Origin of the sequence: Streptomyces sp. CB01881 (assembly GCF_002953255.1) — a bacterium.
In the GTDB taxonomy this organism is placed as follows: domain Bacteria; phylum Actinomycetota; class Actinomycetes; order Streptomycetales; family Streptomycetaceae; genus Kitasatospora.
On sequence record NZ_CP026498.1, the window covers coordinates 11,193,682 to 11,214,532 of the forward strand.

General features: G+C 73.0%; 20 protein-coding genes and 4 pseudogenes. 12 read left to right on the forward strand and 12 right to left on the reverse strand.

Annotated features, from left to right (window positions below):
• A pseudogene (locus C2142_RS41360) lies at positions 1-1,075 on the reverse strand (hypothetical protein); the annotation flags it as partial.
• A gap of 7 nt (positions 1,076-1,082) precedes the next feature.
• A complete protein-coding gene (locus C2142_RS38295; RefSeq protein ID WP_241003078.1) occupies positions 1,083-1,727 on the reverse strand; it encodes a DNA-binding protein in 645 nt (214 codons plus the stop codon).
• 563 nt (positions 1,728-2,290) lie between these two features.
• Between C2142_RS38295 and C2142_RS38300 the strand changes: the two genes are divergently transcribed.
• The gene (locus C2142_RS38300) at positions 2,291-2,575 is read left to right on the forward strand and encodes a hypothetical protein (protein ID WP_148647374.1); all 285 of its coding nucleotides are present in this window, start codon (positions 2,291-2,293) and stop codon (positions 2,573-2,575) included.
• 656 nt (positions 2,576-3,231) lie between these two features.
• Here C2142_RS38300 and C2142_RS38305 read toward each other — a convergent pair.
• On the reverse strand, positions 3,232-3,441 hold the full coding sequence (locus C2142_RS38305) for an ATP-binding protein (protein ID WP_148647376.1): 210 nt from the start codon (positions 3,439-3,441) through the stop codon (positions 3,232-3,234).
• A gap of 639 nt (positions 3,442-4,080) precedes the next feature.
• On the opposite strand from C2142_RS38305, the gene C2142_RS38310 reads away from it, so the two are divergent.
• Positions 4,081-5,046 carry a hypothetical protein gene (locus tag C2142_RS38310; RefSeq protein WP_153882861.1) on the forward strand — a complete coding sequence of 322 codons (966 nt, stop codon included), beginning with the start codon at positions 4,081-4,083 and terminating at the stop codon, positions 5,044-5,046.
• Positions 5,047-5,193: 147 nt separating this feature from the next.
• A complete protein-coding gene (locus tag C2142_RS38315) occupies positions 5,194-5,334 on the forward strand; it encodes a hypothetical protein (protein ID WP_153882862.1) in 141 nt (46 codons plus the stop codon).
• An 86-nt stretch (positions 5,335-5,420) separates the two neighbouring features.
• On the opposite strand, the gene C2142_RS38320 is transcribed toward C2142_RS38315, so the two are convergent.
• The 3 genes and pseudogenes from C2142_RS38320 to C2142_RS38330 all read right to left on the reverse strand — a co-directional run.
• Positions 5,421-5,780 (reverse strand): transposase, encoded by a 360-nt coding sequence (locus C2142_RS38320; RefSeq protein WP_148647379.1) that lies wholly within the window; start codon positions 5,778-5,780, stop codon positions 5,421-5,423.
• 334 nt (positions 5,781-6,114) lie between these two features.
• Positions 6,115-7,272, reverse strand: coding sequence for a glutamate--cysteine ligase (locus C2142_RS38325; RefSeq protein WP_148647380.1), 1,158 nt, complete (start codon positions 7,270-7,272; stop codon positions 6,115-6,117).
• A gap of 170 nt (positions 7,273-7,442) precedes the next feature.
• Positions 7,443-7,958 (reverse strand): annotated as a pseudogene (locus tag C2142_RS38330) (GNAT family N-acetyltransferase); the annotation flags it as partial.
• Positions 7,959-8,533: 575 nt separating this feature from the next.
• On the opposite strand from C2142_RS38330, the gene C2142_RS38335 reads away from it, so the two are divergent.
• Positions 8,534-9,190: a DUF4232 domain-containing protein gene (locus tag C2142_RS38335; RefSeq protein ID WP_148647381.1), complete on the forward strand. Its 657-nt coding sequence runs from the start codon at positions 8,534-8,536 to the stop codon at positions 9,188-9,190.
• A 235-nt stretch (positions 9,191-9,425) separates the two neighbouring features.
• Here the strand turns inward: C2142_RS38335 and C2142_RS41365 are convergent.
• A pseudogene (locus C2142_RS41365) lies at positions 9,426-9,798 on the reverse strand (IS200/IS605 family accessory protein TnpB-related protein); the annotation flags it as partial.
• A gap of 229 nt (positions 9,799-10,027) precedes the next feature.
• Here C2142_RS41365 and lanKC point away from each other — a divergent pair.
• From lanKC to C2142_RS38350, 3 genes are read left to right on the forward strand one after another with little or no spacing between them, the layout of a single operon-like run.
• Positions 10,028-12,628 (forward strand): class III lanthionine synthetase LanKC, encoded by a 2,601-nt coding sequence (gene lanKC, locus C2142_RS38340; protein WP_148647382.1) that lies wholly within the window; start codon positions 10,028-10,030, stop codon positions 12,626-12,628.
• Positions 12,625-12,741, forward strand: a complete 117-nt coding sequence (locus C2142_RS38345; protein WP_194235875.1) for a class III lanthipeptide — start codon at positions 12,625-12,627, stop codon at positions 12,739-12,741. Before lanKC ends, C2142_RS38345 begins: the two co-directional genes overlap by 4 nt.
• Positions 12,742-12,783: 42 nt before the next feature.
• Positions 12,784-12,903, forward strand: coding sequence for a class III lanthipeptide (locus C2142_RS38350; RefSeq protein WP_194235876.1), 120 nt, complete (start codon positions 12,784-12,786; stop codon positions 12,901-12,903).
• A gap of 498 nt (positions 12,904-13,401) precedes the next feature.
• On the opposite strand, the pseudogene C2142_RS41370 reads toward C2142_RS38350, so the two are convergent.
• Together C2142_RS41370 and C2142_RS38355 are read right to left on the reverse strand one after the other, a co-directional pair.
• Positions 13,402-13,521: pseudogene (locus tag C2142_RS41370) on the reverse strand (short-chain dehydrogenase); the annotation flags it as partial.
• Positions 13,522-13,669: 148 nt separating this feature from the next.
• The gene (locus tag C2142_RS38355) at positions 13,670-14,527 is read right to left on the reverse strand and encodes a hypothetical protein (RefSeq protein WP_148647383.1); all 858 of its coding nucleotides are present in this window, start codon (positions 14,525-14,527) and stop codon (positions 13,670-13,672) included.
• A gap of 1,058 nt (positions 14,528-15,585) precedes the next feature.
• Between C2142_RS38355 and C2142_RS38360 the strand changes: the two genes are divergently transcribed.
• Positions 15,586-16,563 (forward strand): phosphotransferase, encoded by a 978-nt coding sequence (locus C2142_RS38360; RefSeq protein ID WP_148647384.1) that lies wholly within the window; start codon positions 15,586-15,588, stop codon positions 16,561-16,563.
• Positions 16,564-16,841: 278 nt separating this feature from the next.
• Here the strand turns inward: C2142_RS38360 and C2142_RS38365 are convergent, their stop codons facing one another.
• From C2142_RS38365 to C2142_RS38375, 3 genes are all read right to left on the reverse strand, one after another.
• On the reverse strand, positions 16,842-17,240 hold the full coding sequence (locus tag C2142_RS38365) for a DUF2267 domain-containing protein (RefSeq protein ID WP_148647385.1): 399 nt from the start codon (positions 17,238-17,240) through the stop codon (positions 16,842-16,844).
• 55 nt (positions 17,241-17,295) lie between these two features.
• Positions 17,296-17,700 (reverse strand): DUF2267 domain-containing protein, encoded by a 405-nt coding sequence (locus tag C2142_RS38370; RefSeq protein WP_148647386.1) that lies wholly within the window; start codon positions 17,698-17,700, stop codon positions 17,296-17,298.
• 468 nt (positions 17,701-18,168) lie between these two features.
• Positions 18,169-18,603 (reverse strand): Hsp20/alpha crystallin family protein, encoded by a 435-nt coding sequence (locus tag C2142_RS38375; RefSeq protein WP_148647387.1) that lies wholly within the window; start codon positions 18,601-18,603, stop codon positions 18,169-18,171.
• Between the two features lie 105 nt (positions 18,604-18,708).
• Here C2142_RS38375 and C2142_RS38380 point away from each other — a divergent pair, with 105 nt between their 5' ends.
• The 4 genes from C2142_RS38380 to C2142_RS38390 form a co-directional block, all read left to right on the forward strand.
• On the forward strand, positions 18,709-19,422 hold the full coding sequence (locus tag C2142_RS38380) for a hypothetical protein (RefSeq protein WP_148647388.1): 714 nt from the start codon (positions 18,709-18,711) through the stop codon (positions 19,420-19,422).
• On the forward strand, positions 19,397-19,528 hold the full coding sequence (locus tag C2142_RS41885; RefSeq protein ID WP_277347311.1) for a hypothetical protein: 132 nt from the start codon (positions 19,397-19,399) through the stop codon (positions 19,526-19,528). The genes C2142_RS38380 and C2142_RS41885 overlap by 26 nt, the downstream gene beginning before the upstream one ends.
• 668 nt (positions 19,529-20,196) lie before the next feature.
• The gene (locus tag C2142_RS38385; protein ID WP_148647389.1) at positions 20,197-20,520 is read left to right on the forward strand and encodes a plasmid stabilization protein; all 324 of its coding nucleotides are present in this window, start codon (positions 20,197-20,199) and stop codon (positions 20,518-20,520) included.
• 67 nt (positions 20,521-20,587) lie between these two features.
• Positions 20,588-20,851, forward strand: a 264-nt coding sequence (locus C2142_RS38390; RefSeq protein WP_148647517.1) for an STAS domain-containing protein, incomplete at its 3' end; no start/stop codon positions are given.

The following is a 20,851-nucleotide window of genomic DNA, read 5'->3' on the forward strand; positions in this document are numbered from 1 at the left end:
CCAGTGGCGGCGCCTGCCACAGCAGCCGGAACGCGTCCCGGCAGGTGGTGACGTCGGCGCCGTCCGCATCGAACCACTCCCCCATGGAGCGGATCTCCGTGACCGGGCCGTCCGGGGCGGCGGCGGGGGCGTAGCAGCCGACCAGCTGGCGCTGGTGGACGAAGTGCCCGGCCAGCCTGTCCCGGCCCGTGCCGACGGCGGTGGTCCACCGCTCGGACGGCGTGTTCAGCCAGGCGGCGACGGCGTCCTTGAGCGTGCTGTAGCGCTCGGCGCCGTCGTGCCACGGGGCGCCGGCGGTGATGTAGACCCGCTCCGCGCCCGGGGCCGTGGTGAGGACGGCGTCCAGGATCTCCCCCGGGGTGCGGGCGCCGAGGTCGACCCGGACGACCTGGTCGCGGACCGTAAGCATCCCGGCCGCCGCGTCCAGGAACACCGTGGAGCGGGCCTGCTGGACGAAGTTCGGGCGCTTGGACACCAGGCCCGTCGTCACGGCCTCGAACCGGGCACCGCCCGGGCCCTCCGGGAGAGACGGCAGCTCGCGCGGACCGGCCTCGACCACCGGACCCGGCGCAGCAACAACCGGAGCGGCCGGGGCTGGCTGCTCGGCGACGGCCTGGTCCTCGACCTCGGCCGGGGCCGGGGCTGGCTGCTCGGCGACGGCCTGGTCCTCGACCTCGGCCGGGGCCGGGGCTGGCTGCCCGGGTACGGCGGCGGGACGGGTCAGGGCCGGGGCGACCGCGGCGGCGGGCTCGGTGACCGGCGCGGCCACGGGCGCCAGAGCGGGCGCGGCGGCAGCGGCCCGGTCGTCGGTCTTGGCGGCGCGGACGGCGGCCGGGGTCGGGTCCAGCAGCGGGGCGATCCGCACGACGTCACCGACCGACAGACCCGAGGCCTTCGCGATGGCGTCGGCCTTCGCGCCCTCGTACCCCGCCAGCCCGGCCACCCGGCGCGAGCGCTGGACGGTGAGCTTGTCCAGCTCCCTCTGCGCGGCCGCGACCGTCTTCTCGGCGGCCGTGATCTCGGTGCGCAGCTCGCGCAGACCGGCGAGCTCGGCGGTGTACGCCTTACGGTCCATCAGCGGGTCACTCCCCCTCGGTGGCGGGCTGGTCGGTGGTGGCCGTGGTGGTGACGTAGGCGATCGGGCCACCGGACACCGATGCCAGGCGGGTGCCGAGCAGCAGGCCCGCCAGTCGCACGTCCTCCGGGTCGGCCGGGTCGGCGGCGTTCGCGGGGGCGGTGAGATCGGTCAGGTAGCCGGCCAGCCTGGCCTTCGGGAAGCGGAACCGGCCCGCGGTGCCGGCGGTGCCGTCGGCTTCCCACTCGGTCAGGCCGGTCAGCACCGCGACCACGAAGGAGGCCACCGTCACCGGCAGCACCCCGCCGGCCGCGACCCGGGCCGGGTCGCACCGCCACCAGCCGGACAACGCGGCCAGCAGCTGCGCCTGGTCCAGCGCGGCGCCGAAGCCGATCCAGTCGCGGTCCGGCTCCTCGACCCGGGCCGGGGCGTCCGAGCGCAGCACCGCCACCTCGGGCGCGCCGAGCACGGTCAGGTCGGCGGCGGGCCGGGCCTGCAACTGCTGGAGAGCGGCCAGCGGGAACACCTGCCGGCCCTGCTCGCGCACGCCGGGGACCACGCCGGTGGCCATCAGCTTCTTCACCGTCGGGATCGAACACCCCAGCGCCGTCCCGGCTTGACCGGTCGTCACGAACACACCCACAACCTCCATGCCTATTCACCTAACTTGAAATGCTATGGCGACCCTACGCCTCCCCACCGACACCGTCCATGCCTTTTTAGTAAGTCGTACAAGCATGCCTTGGTCGTTGTCCGTCGGAAGCGGCCAGATCCGCCAACCTGCCGCTCCGACCTCCTACCGCCCGTACGGTCACCACGAGTGCGGCCCCAACCGCACACCCGCAGAACAGCGAGAGGGAGAGTGCGCGTACCATCCCCAGCCACCAACAGCCAGCAGAGGGGCCTGATCGCGCGGTTCAAGCGGTCGGAGTAGCGAACGGTCTCGAAGCCGGTCGTCACCCTCCACGACGGCGCGGCGATGATCCTTGGCTCCAACAACCGCCTTGCCGCGGCTGATGAGGCTCGTTGAAATGGCTCCGGCCGGAGTTCCGTGAAGCCTCGGTTCGTCCCGGGCCTGGAGCCGGCCACAGGAGCTGGCCGTGGACGCCAGTGCGGCCATCCGGGTGCCTTCCGGATACCTCGCAAGCGGGAGGCGCCCAGTGAGGGGTATGTCGTCTCGCACGAGATGACCTTGGGACCTGCGAGGAGACCAGCGTGTACGCAGCAGTACGACGGTACGAAGGGGTGACCGATCCTGCGGAGGCAGGCCGCCGAGTGGCCGAGGGCTTCGTGCCCATCCTTCGCCAGGTTCCCGGATTCGTGGCCTATTACTGGGTTGACGCCGGGGACGGAGTGATGGTTTCCACCAGCGTCTTTACAGAGCAAACCGGGGCCGAAGAGTCGATCCAGAGGGCGGCGAACTTCGTGCGGGACAACCTCGCGTCCCTGCTCCCCAACCCTCCCCAGATCACGGCCGGCCAGGTTGTGGCTGCTGGGTAGCGACCTCCGCAAGGGCCATCACGGAACTGCGGTCAGAACCGTTTTCGCAGACCCTCATCACGGCCTTCAGGCAGCCGGACCATACCGGGTTGAAGCTTGTCCCGGTTGCAGTCGGTGCCCTGCTGGCGGAACCCGTCCTGCGAGTGCGCCACCGGACCACGGGAGACGATGAGAGCCCGGCCTGGACCACGTGGACCGCGCCCGTCGTCGGGTGGCTGGCCTACTCCAACGCGGGCACCTTGCCACTGCTCGCAGTCGGAGCGGTCGAGTCAACAGCCTGGAGCCTGATCCACCACGACGGCGCTGCCACTCGCCGTCCAGGGCGTAGACGTCCTCGGAGAGCCGGACGGGCTTGCCGCACCGGCAGCACAGGATGCGGAACGCGGGCACGGGCGGACTCCACCTCGACGGCGCGGGGACGGGCGGCCGGGCCGTGTACGGGCCCGGCCGCCCGGGGCTTCACCGTGCGGCGCCCCGGCCGTGGGGGTGTACGTGCCGGGCGATGTGGAGCAGGCGCAGCCGCGCGCCCTGGTCTGGGCGCTCGGCGGTTCCAACGAGCGAGCGCCCGGTTGGGCAACGGGAAGTCAGCCGGCTGCGATGGAGCCGGTGCGCAGATCGGCGTGGACGGTCTTGCCGTAGGTCTCCGGCTCGGCGCCTCAGTGGCCGCGGGTGAGGTGGTGGACCAGGGCCAGGCCGCGGCCGGACTCGGCGGCGGGGCCTGCGTCGATCAGGCAGGGCAGGGTGCGCGAGCCGTCGCGGACGCTGATCCGCACGCACTGGTCGGTGATGCCTTCGACGGTGACCGTCATCTTCCGCTGGCAGCCGGTCTTCGCGGCGTTGCCGACCAGCTGTCGGCGGTCGTGCAAGTCCCCGCGAACCGCGCTTTCGTGTCGGCGCAATTCCCCACCCCCGCGGTCACGAGTCCCCGTGGGGACGGTGACCATAGCCCGCATGCTCGGACATGATCGAACGCGCATGCGATTAGCCCCCCAGCTGGGATGGGCCGCGTCAGCCGGGCCGCGAGCCCGCGGGGAAGGAAATGCAGGTGCCGGCCTCGGGCCGCGCAGGCAAGATCTCGGACCTTCCGCGCGGTTGCGACCAGATTCGACAAGCGCGGCTACGTCCACCTCGGCACTGTCACCACAGCCGCGCTCGTCATCCGGCTCCGCACTCTGCCGCCTGTTCGGCATGAAGGGTGAACTCGCCCCGGGACAAGCATTCGAACAGTTCGAAGCCGCCCAACGCACCGACCGACCCGCGTGAACCACCCAGCGGGGGGAACTGCGAGGTGCATGACGCAAACTCAGCTCCTTGAACTGGTCCGGCTGCAGGAGAGTGCGGCTGACTTGCTGCCATGTTCACGCCCTGGGGTCCGGGGCTTCCGGGCCATCGGGTACGGTCACGGTTTCACGGCCGCTCAGTTCCGGTGACGGTCTGTCCGGATCGCCACCAGGGGAGCGGTGAGTCCCACCCGAACCGTGTACAACCCCTAGGGAGCTTCTCTCGTGCACCAACTCCTGCGCCGGAGCCTTCCGGCCCTCGCCGCCCTCGGCATAGCCGTCGGCGCTCCGCTGCTCACCGCCGGCACCGCCCAGGCCCAGGCCGAGCACGGGTGCGGCGCCGTCGGCGTCCAGTTCTCCGTCGACGGCGGCAAGGGCTGGATCTCCGACGGCCGGATGTCCCAGCCGCACGGCGTCATCCAGGTCCGCCTGGTCGGTGACGTCGTGGACGGCTGCGACTACCGGGTCTCGCTGGCCTCCTACGACACCGAGGGGCCGACCTGGGCCACCTCCGGCAAGCAGACCTTCCTCGGCTGGGCGACCACGACGCTGCGCAGCGGGAACCGCCAGGCGACCCTGGACGTCTCCGCCCACCTGCCGAAGTGCTACGGCCAGATCGACCTGTACAACGGCGACAAGAAGTTCGACGGCGTCGCCAACCCCGCCCCGAGGTACCCGGACGGCCTCTTCCCGGACAACCTGATCTCGGCCTGGAACGGCGGCAAGGCCTGCGTGCCGACCCCGACCGGCACGCCGACCGTCCCGGTGCCGACCTCCTCGGCGTCGCCCACGGCCACCGCGACCCCGCACCCGACCGGGACGCCCACCGCCACGACGACGCCTTCGGCCACCGCCACCGCGACGGCCACCGCGACGGCCACCGCCACCGCGACGGCCACCACCTCGCCCTCCACCACCGCCAAGCCGTCGGCGTCGGCCACCACCGGGACGCCGTCCAGCGGCACCCCGTCGACCGCCCCGGCCGTGCCGGCGCCGTCCGCCCCGGCGGACACGACCGGCCCGGTCGGCAAGCCGACCGCCAATCCGGTCTCGACCACGCCGGCCAGCACCCTGGCCAGCACGGGCGGCAACAGCAGCCAGATGATCGTCTACGGCGCCGGTGGGGCCGCGCTGCTCGCCCTCGGTGGGGGCGCGCTGGTGATCGCCCGCCGTCGGGGCGCCCGCCGCTGAGGCACGCAGGACGCCCGCAGTCCCCGGACCGCGGGCGTCCGTCGTCCGTTCACCCCCGGACGGTCCGGAACCGGCACCGGCCAGGCCGGCTTCGCCAACCGCGCCGACGACCTCGAGCGCACCGCCCGCACCCCGTACGTCGCCAAGATGCTGCGCACCGTCCCGGTCGGCGTCGCGAAGCTGGAGGGCCTGGAGGCCGAAGCTCCGGGCGCCGACCTCTGGTGGTCGGTCGCCGACGTCGAGGCCGGACCGGGCCCCTGGTGGGAGCCGACCGGCACCAGGCCCTGACCAGCACCACCATCCATACCTTGATGCCCGTCCCTGGCTGCCGGGGCGGACGTCAAGATACCCGGACCGGGCCGGCCGCCGGGCCATCAATGAGCTGCCCCGGGTTTCATGGAGTCCGCGATCGTGTGATCAAGCGGTCTGCGGGACTGGCTCCGGGGACGGTCGATCTCCTGGGCAAAAAACACCGAAGCGGCCTTGAGGATGTCGTTGGCCCGCCTCAACTCGGCGACTTCCTTGCGGAGTTCCTTCAGCTCGTCGCGTTCGGCGGTGGTCAGGCGGTCGCCGCGTTCTCCGGCGTCGGCCTCGGCCTGACGCACCCAGGACCGCAGGGCTTCCTTGTGGATACCGAGATCGCGGGCGACGTGGGCCACGGGGCGGCCGGTCGAGCGGACCTCGCGCACGGCGCGCTCACGGAGTTCATCGGGGTATTTGCGTGGTGCTGGCACTGCTCGTGGTTCTCCTTACGCCTGGATCGTAACAAACCCAGACATCAGGGACTCCGCGAAAGCCGGGACAGCTCACCCTGACCACCACCACCCGCACCTTGATGCCCGCCCCGGAGCGGGGCGGGCGTCAAGGTGACCGGCGCCCCTCTCACCAACGCTTTGACCTGGGGCGTTATCCGGCCGCGACTTGGCCGCCAAAGTATCGGACGGATACCTTGGCGGCCCGTCAAGGCACGGAAGGGCCCGGCGCAGAGACCGTCAGGGTGGCCGGCGACCGGTCAGCGCGGAGCCGCACGGTCCACGCCGTCGGGCCACCCCGTCCAGGCCACCCCGCTCAGGCCGCCGCGCTCTCCGCCGCGATCATCGCGATCAGTCCGGAGCGCCCGTGTTCCGCCAGGTGCCGACGCTGGCGCTCGGCTCCGTTGCCCACGTCCAGCAGGCGGTCGACCAGCGGGACCACCGCGCGGGTGTCACCCAGTTCGTCCATGACCGGAGCGAGCGCGGCCAGCATGGAGCCGACGAGCTCGCCGGCCGGCCGGGACAGCCCCGTCGCCGGATCGTGCAGGGTGGCGTCCATGCCGTACCGGGCGGCGTGCCACCCCGCGCCGTCCAGGCTCTCCGGCGTCCGCTCCGGCGCGGGACGTCCGGCGGCCGCCTGGCGCATCGCCGTGACGACCAGCGCGCGCACCAGCCCGGCCAGCATCACCGCCTCGTCGACGCGCAGCTGGACGTCCATCGCGCGCAGCTCGACGGTCGGGAACTTCGCCGAGAGCCGGGCCTGCCAGTACAGCTGTCCGCGGTCGCGGATCAGTCGGGCCTCCAGCAGGTGGGCGATGCGGCGCTCGTAGTCCTCCGCGTCCGCGAAGTACGGCGGGATCCCGCTGATCGGCCAGCGGCTGAAGACCACCGTGCGCCAACTCGCGTAGCCGGTGTCGGAGCCGTACCACAGCGGCGAGTTGGCCGACAGCGCTGTCAGCACCGGCAGCCAGGGCCGTAGGCGGTTCAGCACCTCGACGCCCGCCTGCGGGTCGGGCACGGCCACGTGCACGTGCATGCCGTTGATGAGCGCCTCGTCGGCCAGCCGCGACATGTTCCGCCTGATGGAGCGGTAACGCGGGGCGTCGACGATCGCCGGGGGCGTGGAGGGGGGGTACGGGGCGGTGCCGCAGGCGGCGAGCCGGCAGTCGGCGGTCTCGGCGGCGGCCGCGAGCGCGTGCCGCAGGCGCAGCAGATGGCCGCCGACCTCGGCGAGGTCCCGGCAGACCGGGGTGGCCACCTCCACCTGCGCCTGGAGCAACTCGTTCTGCAGCTCGGTGGGGTGCACGGCGGGGTGCAGCCCGGCCGCCTCCTGCACCGCGTCGACATACGGCAGCGGCAGACCGCTGTCCGGGTCGAGCAGCAGGTACTCCTCCTCGACGCCGACCGTCGGACGGCCGCCCGCATCCAGGGTGAGCCGGCCGTCACCGCCTGTCGTGTCGGCGCCAGTGCCCATAACTCAGGGTTACCCGCCCATCTGGTGGCCAACCGGGGCACCGGCGGTACCCGACCGTGCCGGACGGGCCGGCCCGGGACCAGGCCGTGGAAGCAGGCACTTTTGGCCCGGAAACGGGCTGCACGGGCAGGTTCGGCCGCCCGGGTCGTAGCTGCCTCGCAGTCGGCGTGCACCTCGGTGAACCCCGGCTTCGCCGCGACGCGCCTCGAGGACTCGTCGGCGGTCTGGGTGGAGAGCGCCACCGGCTCACCGGGATGCGCGTCGGCGAACCAGTCGAGCGCCGCCGCGCATGCCTCGGTGGCGTACCCGCGTCCCCACGCCTGCGGCAGGAACATGTAGCCGAGCTCGGGCTCGCCGCCTTCCGGACGGAGGTGGCCCTTGCGCTCCGGGTCGCGCCGATCGAGCGTGATCATGCCGATCGTCGTTCCGTCGAGCTCGACCACGAAGAAGCCGAAGCGCTGCCCGGGCACCTCGGGCATCGCGCGCTCGAGCTCGTCACGCCGCCGAGCGCCGCCGACGTAGGTGCCCACCTCTGGTGAGGCGAACAGGTCGATCAGCGCCGCACGGTCCCGGGCCTCGGACTCGCGGAGCACGAGCCGCTCGGTCTTGATCGGGGCAGGTGGCCAGGCGAGGGGGTGCACCGTGATCTCATCCGACGTGGAACGGCTCCTACTCCTATCGGCCATGCGCGGTTCGGCCCCGTACGGCCGTTGGGGGCAGCGACGTCTGACGTCGCCGCACATCGAGACGCGCTCCGACGAGATGCCAGTTGCGTGCGCCCGGAAAGATCCGCCGGGCAGGAGCCTCAGACGACCGACAGCGGCAGCGGCGGCAGCAGCGGCTTCTGACCCGTCGGCCCGATCTGGAGGTCCGTCTGCATCAGCCCACCCATCAGATCCGTGACCACGGCCCGTTGTCCCCCTTCGGTGACAACGCTTTTTTGTGACGCTCCCGCTGGGGCTGGGCACGTCACACTGTCGTGGTCGCGGTCTGGGGTCAAGGTCGTCCAGGTCACGGGTCTGTACCGGCGGTCGGCGCCGGCGGTGCGCGGGGGCGCGGTGGACCGGCGTCCGGGCAGGTCGGCGGCAGGGTGCGGCAGGGCACGGCGGGCGAGGGCGCGGGTGGTTCGCGGCCGTACATGTCACAGCACTGTCCTGGGAGCGGCCCGGGCGCAACGGTTCGTCCGGGAGGGCGGTCCCGGTCTTCGGAAACCCGCTCGCACCGAGCACCAGGCACCGCCGCCCCCTCCGGAGGAAACACCGTGCGCGTCCGCAAGTCCGCCTTCGCCGCCCTGGCCGTCACCGCCGCCCTCTCGCTCACCGCCTGCCAGGACGACGGGGCGGGCACCGCACAGGGCGCCCCGGCCACCGCCCCGACGACGTCCACCGGCGCCTCCCCCAGCGGCGGTCCGGCCTCCGGCGGACCGGCTTCCGGCGGTCCGGGGAAGGGCAGCACGCCGCCCACCGCCGCACCGGCCGGCTCCACCGGGGCCGGGAAGGGCGCCAAGTGCCGGACCGCGGACCTGACCATCACCGCCGCGGACCGCACCATCACCGGCGACGCCGACAACACCGTCGTGGTCGAGCTGAAGAACCACAGCGGCAAGGACTGCACGCTCTCCGGGTACGCGGGCGTCGACCTGAAGACCTCCGCGGGCACGCTGTCCGCGAAGCGCTCCGGCGAGCCGGTCGTCGCGGGCGTCGTGACGAACGGCAAGTCGACCTACTTCGGCATCAGTTACCCGGCCAACACCTCGGGCGGCTCCGGCGTCAAGATCACCGGCCTGGTGGTGACCCCGCCGGACGAGACCCAGTCGGTCACCCTGCCCTGGCCGGGCACCGGCTCGCTGCCCGTCACGGACGCCGGCGGATCCCCGGTGAAGATCGGCCCGATGGGATCTGCCGGCCAGGGCCAGTGACCCGACGCCCCTTCCGAGCCCCCAGCGGCCTCCGGGGCGACGGGTCCACTGGCGGCTGCCTGGAGGCCGTACTCCCAGGTGCTCTCCACCCTGGGGACGCTGCCGCAGTCGGCGCAGGCCAGGCTCCGCGTCAGCTCGCGGTGGGCCTGGCGGGCCTTCTTCTCCCGCTCCTTCTGGCGCTGGTCGTAGGCGGCGCGGTTGTTCGGGTCGTCCAGCGCCTCGACCAGGGAGTGCCGGCCGGGGCGGCGTGGCGAGTGGTCTTCCTGGTGGTGTCGGTGAGGGGCTTCTGCCGATGCTCGGCTCCCCATCTGCTGGTGCAGGCGGGATCGACGGTGATCACAGCGAGGTCGTGTTCGGCGCACATGGCCAGCAGACGGGCGCGCAGGCGTCCGGTGGGGGTACCGGAGACCAGCCGGCGGAACTTCTCTTCCGACCGTGTTTCTCACGGGGCCTGGAGACGGCGAAGTCGAGGTCTTCGACGCGATGGCCCTCACGCCCGTGCTGGCGGCCCGGTGGAGGAGCCGGGTGAGGGCGTGGCGCAGCTGCGCGTCCCGGTGGCCGGCCGAGCCGCCGAGGTGGTGGTCGAAACGCCTGGGTGGGCCGAGAGGCGGTGCCGGCTGGACAGGCGCTCCCATACCGCGGCTGAACCGTTGTCGAACCCGCCGCGCCTAACGTCCTGTCCGTCGGGGCGAGGGCCGTTCCGGAGAGCGGGACGAGGCGGGCCCGGCGGTCCGCCGGCTCTCCGGCACGCCGTTGCCCGCGTCGTGCCCGAGGGACGGCCACGCCCGTCGGCGGCCGGTCCCGGGCGGACGAACGACCACGTGGAGGAGACCCCCCTTGTTCGACGCACTGTCCGATGTCCTCGCCGACGAGCAGTTCTACGCGCCGCTCGGCACGATGGCCGACCCCGGTCGGCGCTTCGCGCCCGCCCGGGTCGCGGCCGGCTGGCGCGGAAGCGACCGGGACATCTGGACGGCGTGGAGCGGCCCCGGGGTCCGCCGTGTCGAGCAGGGCTGGAAGATCCACGTGTCGGCACGGTTGGAGCGGGCCCAGCACGTGCTCGACGTGGTGGCGGACACGTGCTTCTCCGAGGGAGCACCGTTCAAGCACGTGTCGGCGCACTTCTTCTTCCTCGCCCTCCACCACAAGCACGGCGCCCGGTCCCAGTCGGGCAAGTTCTGCGCCGTGTACCCGCCGGACACCCCGGCCGCCGAACGGCTCCTCGCCCTCCTCGCCGACGCCCTGCGCGGCGAGGAGGGCGCCTACGTCCTCACCGACCGCCGCTACCGGGACTCCCGGACGGTCCACTACCGCTACGGCGCGTTCGGCCGCCGCATCCGGCTGCTGCCCGACGGCACCGCGGAGCCGCTGCTGACGGACGGCCACGGGCACGACGTGCCGGACCTGCGGCTGCCGTACTTCGTCCTGCCCGAGGGCGTCAGCGACCCCTTCGTGGCCCAGGAGCCGGCCCCGCACCGGGGCGCGATCCGCATCCGCGACTACGAGGTCGTCAAGGTGCTGCAGCCGAGCAACGCCGGCGGCGCCTACCAGGCCCGCGACACCCGCACCGGGCGCCTCGTCCTCATCAAGGAGGCACGCCCGCACAACGGCTACACCTGGGACGGCGTGAGCGCCCGGGAGCGGCTGCACCGGGAGTACGACACCCTGGCCGCCGTACACGCGGCGGCCCGGGGCGTGTGCCCCGAACCGCTGGAGCGGTTCACCGAGTGGGAGCACGACTTCCTCGTCATGGAGCACGTCGAGGGACTCCCGCTGGTGAAGTGGATCAACCGCTCGTCGCCCGTCCTGCTGGCCGACCGGCCCGCCGCGGACTTCGACCGGTACCACGCCGACTGCCGCCGCATCCTCGCCTCACTGGACGCGGCCCTGGGCCGACTCCACGCGCTGGGACTGCGGTTCGGCGACGTCAGCCCCGGAAACGTCATCGTCACCCCCGCCGGGGACGCCAGGCTCGTCGACTTCGAGTCCGTGACCGGGCTGGACGCCCGCCCCGCCCGGATGGGCACCCCGGGCTTCGCACCGCCCCCGGGCCTGGCCGCCGGGCACCCCGCCGACCCGCTCCTCGCCGACCGCTACGGCATGTCGGCCCTCGTGCTCACCCTGCTGGCGCCCTTCCACAACGCGCCCCAGCTGACGCCGGCCAACTTCGCCCTGCTGCGGCGCGATCTGGCGGCGAGGGCGCCGGTGCCGCGCGACCTGTGGCAACGGGCCACCGCCTTCCGACGAACCGGCGAGGACCGGGCGTCGACGCTGCCCGGCCCCGGGGAGGTGGACGCCGATCCGCTGGGCTGCCTGACCCGGCTCGCCGAGCGAACGGCCTCGGGACTGCTCGCCCTGGCGGACACCGACCGGCCCGACTGGGCCTTCCCCCCGTCGCCCCAGGCGTTCCACACCAACACGGTGTGCGTGGCGTACGGAACGGCGGGCGTGGTGCACGCCCTGCACCGGGCCGGCCTCCCCGTCCCCGACGAGGTCCGCAAGCGGCTGCGCAAGGACGCGCTCGCCGCAGCGGACGCGCTGCCCCCCGGACTGGCCGTCGGCTCGGCCGGCGTCGGGCGGGCGCTGGCCCGGACCGGGCACCTCGACGAGGCGATCGACCTGCTGCGCGCAGCCGACGGCCATCCGCTGACGGCCACCACGACCACGCTGGCCGGCGGACGGGCCGGGGTGGGCCTGGCCTGGCTCGCCCTGCACCGGTGCACCCGCGACCCCCGTCACCTGGAGCGGGCGGCCGCCGTCGGCGACGCGATCCTGCGGCACGGCGCGGACCTGGGGCCGACCCTCGGCGCCCACGACGCCCGCGGCCTGTTCCACGGCCGCTCCGGGCTGGCGCTCTTCCTCCACCACCTCACCCGCGAGACGGGGGAACAGCGCTACCTGGCGGCGGGTCGCGGACTGCTCCACGAGGAGCTGGACCGCGCGGTGACGCTGCCCGACGGCTCCCTCTCCTTCGCCGACAACGCCGTGAACCGGCGCGTCATGCCCTACCTGGCCACCGGGTCCGCCGGTGTCGGAACCGTCCTGCTGCGCTACGCCACCACCACCGCGGACGAGCGCTTCACCACGGCCCTGCCCCGCGTCGTCGCCGACGCCCGCAAGGTCAGCGCGGTGCAGGCCGGCCTGCACGACGGCTTCGCCGGACTGGTCTACCTGCTCGCCGAACACGCCGACTTCACCCGGGACGACGCCGACCGCCAGGACGCGCTCCGGCTCGCGACCGGGCTCCTCAAGTACGCCGTCCCGCACGGCGACGACGTCCGCTGGCTCGGCACGGGCTCGCTCCGGTTCAGCGCCGATGTGGCCAGCGGCAGCGCCGGGATCCTGCTGGCGCTGCACCGAGCCCTCCATGGCCCGGGTGACGACTGGTTCACCCTGGATCCCGCCCACCCACAGGAAAGCGAAGGCAACCGTCCATGACCGAGATCCTCGCCCTCCAGCAGTTGGAACTCCAGACCGAGGAGGCGGAGGAGGCGTCCGCCTTCCCCTGCTTCAGCATCTACGCCAGCACCATCACCGAGTCCTGGTACTGATCGCCACCGTCCGCCGACCCCGTCCCAAGGAAGAAGCGTTCCATGACCGAGATCCTCGCCCTCCAGCAGTTGGAACTCCAGACCGAGGAGGCGGAGGAGGCGTCCGCCTTCCCCTGCTTCAGCATCTACGCCAGCTCGTTCATCGACACCGACACGTACTGACCCCGGCCGGGAAGGGAACGGCCCCGTGACCGGGATCCTCGCCCTCCAGCGGCTGGAGGCCGACCCCGACGCGAACTACCCGTGCCTCAGCATCTTCGCCAGCCACTACTACGAAACGCTGTAGAACCCGGCTGACCGACCACTCCCCCGCCACGGACCGGCGGGCCGGCAGGCCATCGCAAACCGCCTGCCGCCGAGCAGGGCCGACACCGTGGCCCGCGGTCACCGGTGGTCTTCGTTCGTCGACACGACTCACGAAGACCACCGGTGGCCGCCCCGCGAACAGACCGGCCCAGCACGCCGTCCGCGACACCTTCACCCCCCACCCGCACCACACCTCGCCCGCACGGGCCCGGTCGACCAACTGCCCGATCAACTGGGCGTCCAGCAGATCCGCCGACAGCTCGACCGGCCGGACCTCTTCAACCGCCTCGGCAGAGACAGTCATGTCGCTCCTCAGGTGCTGCTTCCGTGATCGGAAGTCACCCCGATCGCCCGGTCGCGGCTGCCGAGAACGACCGTGGCCCCGGTGCCGGCCAGCTGCTCGGCGACGACGAAGTACCCGATGCCCGCGTTGGCGCCGGTGACCAGGAAGGCCCTTCCCCGGGCACGAGGCAGCCGGTGAACCTCCCGTTGCGGGGGCTGGGGCGGGCTCCCGGAAGCTCGGCGTGGTCTCGAGGGGAGCGGGCCCGCCCCTTCACAGCCGGCCGGGCCCGGTCCCTACGGTCCCGGGGCCACTCGACATGACCGTCCCCGGGCTTCCGCGTCAGCCGGTGCAGCCGGCGATGAAAAGCGGACTGCCCCAGCAGTTGGTAGGCGAGTTGCCACTGACATCGGTGGCGACCAGGGGGACGCTGCCGGCGACGTTCGTGATGCCGCCGGGAGCGCTCGCCGCGGTGTTCGCATTGACGTAGGACTGGTGGAGGTCGACGGATCCGCCGCCGAAGTTGGCGATTCCGCCAGCGGTGTTCGCCTGGTTGCTGTTGATCTCGCTGTCCTGGATCCGCAGGACGCCGGTGTTGGCGATCCCGCCTCCCTGCACGCCGGCCACGTTGCCGGTGACGTGGCTGCGGATGACAGTCGTGCTGCCGTCGTTGGCCAGACCCCCGCCGTTCAGCGTCGCCAGGTTGCTCACGATGTTGCTGTCGACGATGGTGGTGTGCGCCCCGTAGGTGGTGCCGATGGCGCCCGCGAAGTCGGCGTGGCTGTTGCTGATCGTGCTGCCCGTGACAGTGAGAGTCCCCGCGTTGGCGATTCCGCCGCCGAAGGTGCCGGTGCCATCGCCATTGGTGATGAACGCGTTCCGCAGGTTGAGATCCCCACCCGGATTGACGACGAGAATACGGAACGCCGACCAGGTCGACCGGGTGATCGTGCTGCCGTTGGCGTCGATGACGACGTTCCCGGTGATGTCCGGCAACGGTGCGTTCAGGGCGTAGGTGCAGCCCGAGGTGAGGACGAGAGTGTCGCCCGTGGCATTGGCGGCGGTGATCGCCGCCGCGAGGAGACCCGTGTTGCACGGGACGGCCGTCTGTGCGGCAGCCGGGGAACTGGAGAAGCCAAGGCACGCGATGCCGAGGCACAGAGCTTGCGCCAGACGCGCTACGGGCTTGCAAGCAGGCATATCTGCTCCTTCGGAAGGCGAGCGGGGGCTCGCTGTTCGTCCCGGTCATGGGCATGCGGGGATGACGCCCTGTCCGAGAGGACCGGGCGAGGCATTCCTCTGCCCCTGGGGAGAGCGAGCCACTGCTGGCGCACGTCTTCGCCCGCGTTGCCGCGCTCACGCATCCACAGCAGCACAAAGCCGCCTACTCGGGGAAGCAGATCTTCGGAAGTGACCGTAACTCGGGGCGAAGAAACCGAGATTCGCCAACAAAAGTTCGCCAACTAACACTTTTAGTACGCAATATGAGGTCGCGCCACGAAGCCGCCCCGGCCTGACGGACGCCGATGGGCTTGCGAGCCATGTGGCCGCGCAGAGCACTCTATGTGGTGCTTCGGGCGCGGCACCGCTCGAACCCGACCGGGCCAAGCACCAGGAAACAGGTCGATCGTCTCTGCCACGAGGCGGGGCAGGCGACCGACGGACAGCGCGAGGAACCGTTCAACCCCGACGGCATGACTACGGCGGCCGACGCCGATGCGCCACCCCCACCCGGCCGGCCTGTCCGTGCAAGACATCGGAGATCACTGCGCCTCCCCCGGCCATCGGGACATCGGGCAGCAACCGTCCGACGGAAAAAGCGGAGAGTCGGTGTACGGCTCGACAAAAGTCCACTGCACCAACTCCATTGACGCCTGCGCCATTAAAGCCCGCGGTACGGACCGGTCCCGCCCGCACCCGCTTCGAGGAGGAAGGCCCGGTGGTCCGGCGGGACACGGACGCCTTGGGTGCGACGGGCCGTCAGGAGCCGCTGCGGACCCCGGGGAGGGCGCCCGGGTCACCCGTAGAGGGTGTACATGCTCCCGTCCTCGACGGCCTGGAACCACCACCACTCCCGCCCCTGCTCCGCCGCCGGGCCCGCACCGCCTACCCCGAAGGGGGTTACCGGCCCGTGCCGTAGCGGAGCCCGTCGAGGAGCAGGTCGAGGAGGCGGTCGGCCCGCTGGCGCTGGGCGGGAGTGCTGGTGACCAGTGCGACGCCGCTGAGAACGAACCGCTGCCCGACTACCGTTGCTCTGCATGACCCACACCCAGATCGAGGTCACAGCGGAGTTGGTCCGCCACCTGTTGCGTGACCAGCATCCCGACCTGGCCGATCGCCCGGTGAGGCTCGGGGCGCGTGGTTGGGACAACCAGCTGTGGCGGCTTGGTGACGACCTCGCCGTCCGGTTGCCCTGGGCGACGCGGTCCGCGGACGCGCTGCTTCGCAAGGAGCACGCCTGGCTGCCCGCCCTTGCCCCGCACCTGCCGCTGCCGGTCCCCGTCCCGCAGCGCCTCGGCGAGCCCTCCGAGCGGTTTCCGCGGCCTTGGATCGTCACCACGTGGGTGCCGGGCGAGCCCGCCGACCGCGCCCCCGCCACGCGCGCTGCGGATGCGGCCGACGCTTTGGCTGCCTTCCTGACGGCTCTTCACCGCCCCTCTCCCGCCGGGGCGCCCGCCGGCCGTGGCCGCGGGGGGCCGCTGGCCGACCACGCCGAGGGGTTCGCCAGGGCGCTCGCCTCGGCCACCGAGGCGGGGCTGGTCCCCGATCCGCAGGCCGTCCGCATCGTCTGGGAGGACGCCGTCGCCGCACCCGCGTGGACGGGCCCGCCCCTGTGGCTCCACGGTGACCTGCACCCGGCCAACGTCCTCACCGCCGACGGCACCTTCTGCGGCGTGATCGACTTCGGCGACCTCTGCGCCGGCGATCCGGCCTGCGACCTCGCCGCGCCGTGGATACTGCTGCCGGACGACGGCGTCGACCGCTTCCACGCGGCCTACCGGCCGACCCCGGACACCGCGGCCCTGCGCCGCGCCCGCGGCTGGGCGGTGCTGCGCGCCCTCGGCGGCATCCTCATCGGGGAAGCAGGCGTCCACGGCCGCCCCGGCGGCAAGGCCACCTGGGGCCCACCCGCCCGCGCCGCGTTGCGACGACTCGTCGCAACGATCCGCCGACCCGGTGGGCACGGCCAGGTGGTCAGGCCCGCGCACGCCGGGCAAGTCCAGCCACCCGGCTGAGCGCCCCGATCCCCGGCACACAGGACCAACGCCACGAAGCCCACGCCGGCAATCGCGACGGCACTACCGGATGCCGCCGGTGACCAGACGACCGGGCGTCGCGAGTGCGGGTCGACGACGGGGCCGGGTGCCCCCCTGAGCCGCCGAAGGCAGGTGCGTGCTGTCGCCGACCCACCGGACATCGGGCCCGGTCGCGGTGAAGTCGCGTCCGATCAGGTCCGGTACCGGGGCGTTCCTGTCCTGGGCGGTGGTTCGCCCCGGTGAGCGCCCGCGCCGGGTCATGCCGCGGCGGCCAGGTCGGCGCGGCCGAACAGGAGCGCGTAGCCGCGGGGCAGGTCGGCGAGGAGGCGGTCGGTGAGGTGGGCGCCGGCGAGGTCGTCGAGGGCGGCCAGGACGGAGGAGACGTCCCAGCGGGCGCCGGTGAGGCTGGTGTTCAGGGCGCGGGCGACGGCTTCGACGAAGGCGGGTGCGGCGACCGGCTGGGGCAGCGGGATCTGCGAGGCGACGACGGCGCGGGCCCCCTCCGGCAGGGCTTGGGCGAGGTCGTAGCGCTCCTCGCCGGTGAGCTGGCTGCCGAGGACGGAAAGGACCGCGTGGAGGACGCGTTCGGCTTCCTCGTCACTGCGGTAGCGGCCGAGGTTGCGGACCTGCTGGAGGAGGCGGCGGTACCGGGTCATGGCGGGGGCCTTCCGGGGCGGGCCGGCCGGTCGGCGCGGCGGCAGTGGGCGGTTTTCAGGGGCGGTGGCCGGGCTGGGGCCAGCCGAACAGGAGGTCGTAGCCGGGCGGGAGCTGGAGCAGGACGCGCTCGGTGAGCTCGTCTCCGGCGGCATCGGCGACGGTGGACAGGACGGCGCCGATGTCCCACAGGGCCGTGGTCTCGGTGGCTCCCTCGATCCAGGCCGCGGTCGCGCGCACGAACCGCTCGGGGGTGAGCGGTTCGGCGGCCTGCAGCGGGCTGAGCAGGATCAGGGCAAGGGTCTCGGGCAGGCGGGCGGCCAGCTCGGCGCGCACCTCGCCGATCAGGTGTGCGCCGAGCAGGGCCAGCACGACGCGCGCCGCCCGCTCGGCCTCCTGGGGTGTGTCGTACTCGCCGCGTTCCTGAACCTTGTCCAGGAACGCCTCCCATCGAAGAGTCACCGTGGTTTCTCCTCCGCGGCATGGGTCGGCACGAACGCCGCCGGTGCCGGTCAGGACTCCGCGGCCAGGCGCCGGTGCAGACCGGTGAGCTTGAGTAGCCGAACCCCACAGCGGCCGGCCCCGTGCAGGACCAGGCGCGCCGCCCCGGTCGGCCAGGTCGCGGGCATGGACGGGGGGTGCCCTTGCCCGCGCGGCCCGTGGACGTCACCTCCGACGGGTCGAGCACCACCTCGCGGTACTCGGCCGGCGCGGGTCCGGCTTCCGCGGCAGGCGCGGGGCGGTGGCGAGGCCGATCCCGCCACGCGCCCGTACCGGGAACGCAACCGGTCCTGGCCTGGCACGGGGCTGCCCGCGGTCCGGCCGGCCCGCGCGCGGCGGGCGGGCTCGGGGAGCGAGGGCGGCGGTGGTGTCCCGCGCCGCCCCGTCGGGGGGATTTTCGGGGCGGTGCGGGACGGCTTCGGGGGCGGGTCAGGCCTGGATCTGCTTGCGGTCTGCATTGTGACCGACGGCGACCTTGCGGGGCTTGGCCCTCTCCGCGACCGGGATCTTGAGGGTCAGCACGCCCGCGTCGTAGTCGGCGGTGATGCCCTCGGGGTCGAGGGTGTCGGAGAGCATGACCTGGCGCGAGAAGACGCCGAGCGGGCGCTCGGACAGCTCCCACTTCACGTCCTCGCTCTGGTGGCGCGGACGGCGCTCGGCCTTGACGGTCACCATGTTCCGCTCGACGTCGACGTCGATCGCCTCCGGGTCCACCCCGGGCAGGTCGAAGCAGATCACGTACTCCTCACCCGCGCGGTACGCGTCCAGCGGCATCGGCGTGGGACGCGACCACGTGCCGCTCGTGCCGAAGAACTGCTGGGTCAGCCGGTCCAGCTCGCGGAACGGGTCGGTGCGCAACAGCATCGCGAAACACCTCCAAGTGGGATCAAAGGGTGCCAGTGCGCTTTCACCTGACACCGTTCTAACACGTCATCCATCCGATGACAAACCCAGCCAGTCATCGTTAGAGTGACGACATGTGAGAAGCACCCCAAGCCCGCCACCAAGCCGCAGACGCCCGTCGGCCCGGCCTCCTTCCTCGCCGCCGCCGCGGCCCTGGCCGCCATCGACGACGCCGTCCGCACCGCCCAGGCCCCCGGGGCCGCCTCCCCGGGCCCGAGCGCCCCGCCCCACGGCCCCCAGGAGACCGACCCCGGACAGGCCCTGGCCGCCCTGGTCCTGCTGCGCGAACTGCGCACCCAGCTCGCCGGCTGGGAGGCGGGCCTGGTCGAGAACGCCCGCAACGCCGGCGCCGCCTGGGCCGACCTCGCCTACCCCATGGGCGTCGCCAGCCGCCAGGCCGCCGAGAACCGCTACCTGCGCCTGCGCCCCGCCGGGACCACCCACCAGAGCGCCGGGACCGGAGCCGAACGCGTCAAGGCCGTCCGCGACCGCCGCGCCGCGGACCGCACCGTGACCGCCTGGGCCCGCGACAACGCCGCCGAACTGCGCGTCCTCGCCGCCCAGATCACCGCCGTGACCGATCTGGCAGCCGAGGCCCGCCCCGCCCAGGCCGCCCTCACCGCCGCCCTCGGTGCCACCGACCCCGCCGACCTCATAGAGCCCCTCACCGCCATCCGCCCCCACCTCGGCCCCGGCCAGGGCGACCTCGCCCCCCGCCTCGACGCCCTCACCCACCGCACCCACCAGCTCCGCGATGACAGCAACCGACGCCGGGCCTGACCGCCTCGCCGCCGAGAAGCGCCGGCAGGAGCTCCCGGAGCGCCTCCACGACCTCGAAGCACGAGTGGCCGCCACCACGAGCGCCGCGCCGGAAACGGCGGCCTGAGCCGGCCCGAGGCGCAGCCCGCCGGGTCCCGGGGGACGCCAGGGGCGTGGTCCGCGGGGCGGGCGGCCGGCAACGCCGAGCCGCGGCGCTGCTGCTCTGCCCGGGGCCCGGGGGTGCTGGGGCGGGGCCGCCGGGGCGGAACGCCAGACCCGCCGATCGGCGGTCGCCAGGGGTTGGGCCTGCGGTCTTTCGACGCCGGCCGCCGGCTGCGCAACAAGCTCCCGCACGGCGAGCCGACCGGCTCCGCCATGCCTGCGGGGTGGGCCGTGGACCTGGTGCGTGCCGCGTTCGACGCCGCCGGGCCGCCGTACCCGGCGCCCGCCGGTCCAGCGCCCGATGTGGCGGGGCCGGGGCGTTTCGACGCTGCGGCTCGTACGGATGGCTTGCCGAGGCACGGGACCGCCCGCACCGGGAGGCAACGACCGCGGTGCGGGCGAGGCCTGAATGGCTCCGACTGGCACACCGGGCGGCTGTACCGCCCGGTCTCTCCAGCGTACGTCCGCGGCCCGGGGCCAGGGCCGGTCGTCGTGGTGGCCGCCGGACCTGCACGTCAGCGGGGGTTGACCGGCCCACAGGAGGGTGCGGTGCGCCGTTCCGCCGTCCGTGTCTTGGGAAGGCCGTGCCGGGTAAGCGCCGCCGTGAGGTACGAGAACGTCCGAGGAGGAGCCATGCCTGCCGGCTCGAACAAGAAACGCGAACGCCAGTACGAGCACATCAAGGAGAGCGCCCTCGACCGCGGGGAGAACCGGAAGCGGGCGAAGGAGATCGCCGCCCGCACGGTGAACAAGGAACGCGCCCGGCACGGCGAGTCGAAGACCGCCAGCCGCTCCTCCACCCAGGACACGTCCTCCTCCGAGCGCGGCGGCCGCCGCTCCCACTCGGGCTCCGAAGGCGCCACCTACGACCAGCTGTACAACGAGGCCAAGAAGCGCCACGTCCACGGCCGCTCCTCGATGAACAAGAAGCAGCTCGCCGACGCGCTCGGCCACTGACGACAGCCGCAGGACCACGAGAGGGACGAGCGAAGAGGGTCAGCCACCCCGACGAAGGGAGCCGCGCATGTCCGATCCCCCGGTTGTGCCGCCCGAGCGGCCACCGCTGCAGGTCACCAGCCGCGAGGCCACGATGACCACGGTGGTCTGCCGCGTCGAGGGAGAGGCCGACCACGACACCCGACACCTGCTCGACGCGGCCCTCGCCAAGGCCGTCGCCGACGCCCCGGCGATGCTGATCATCGACCTCGCACCGCTCACCTTCTGCGACTCCACCTGCCTGAATTCCCTCCTCCAAGCCCACCACGACGCCGAAGCCGCAGGAGTCTGG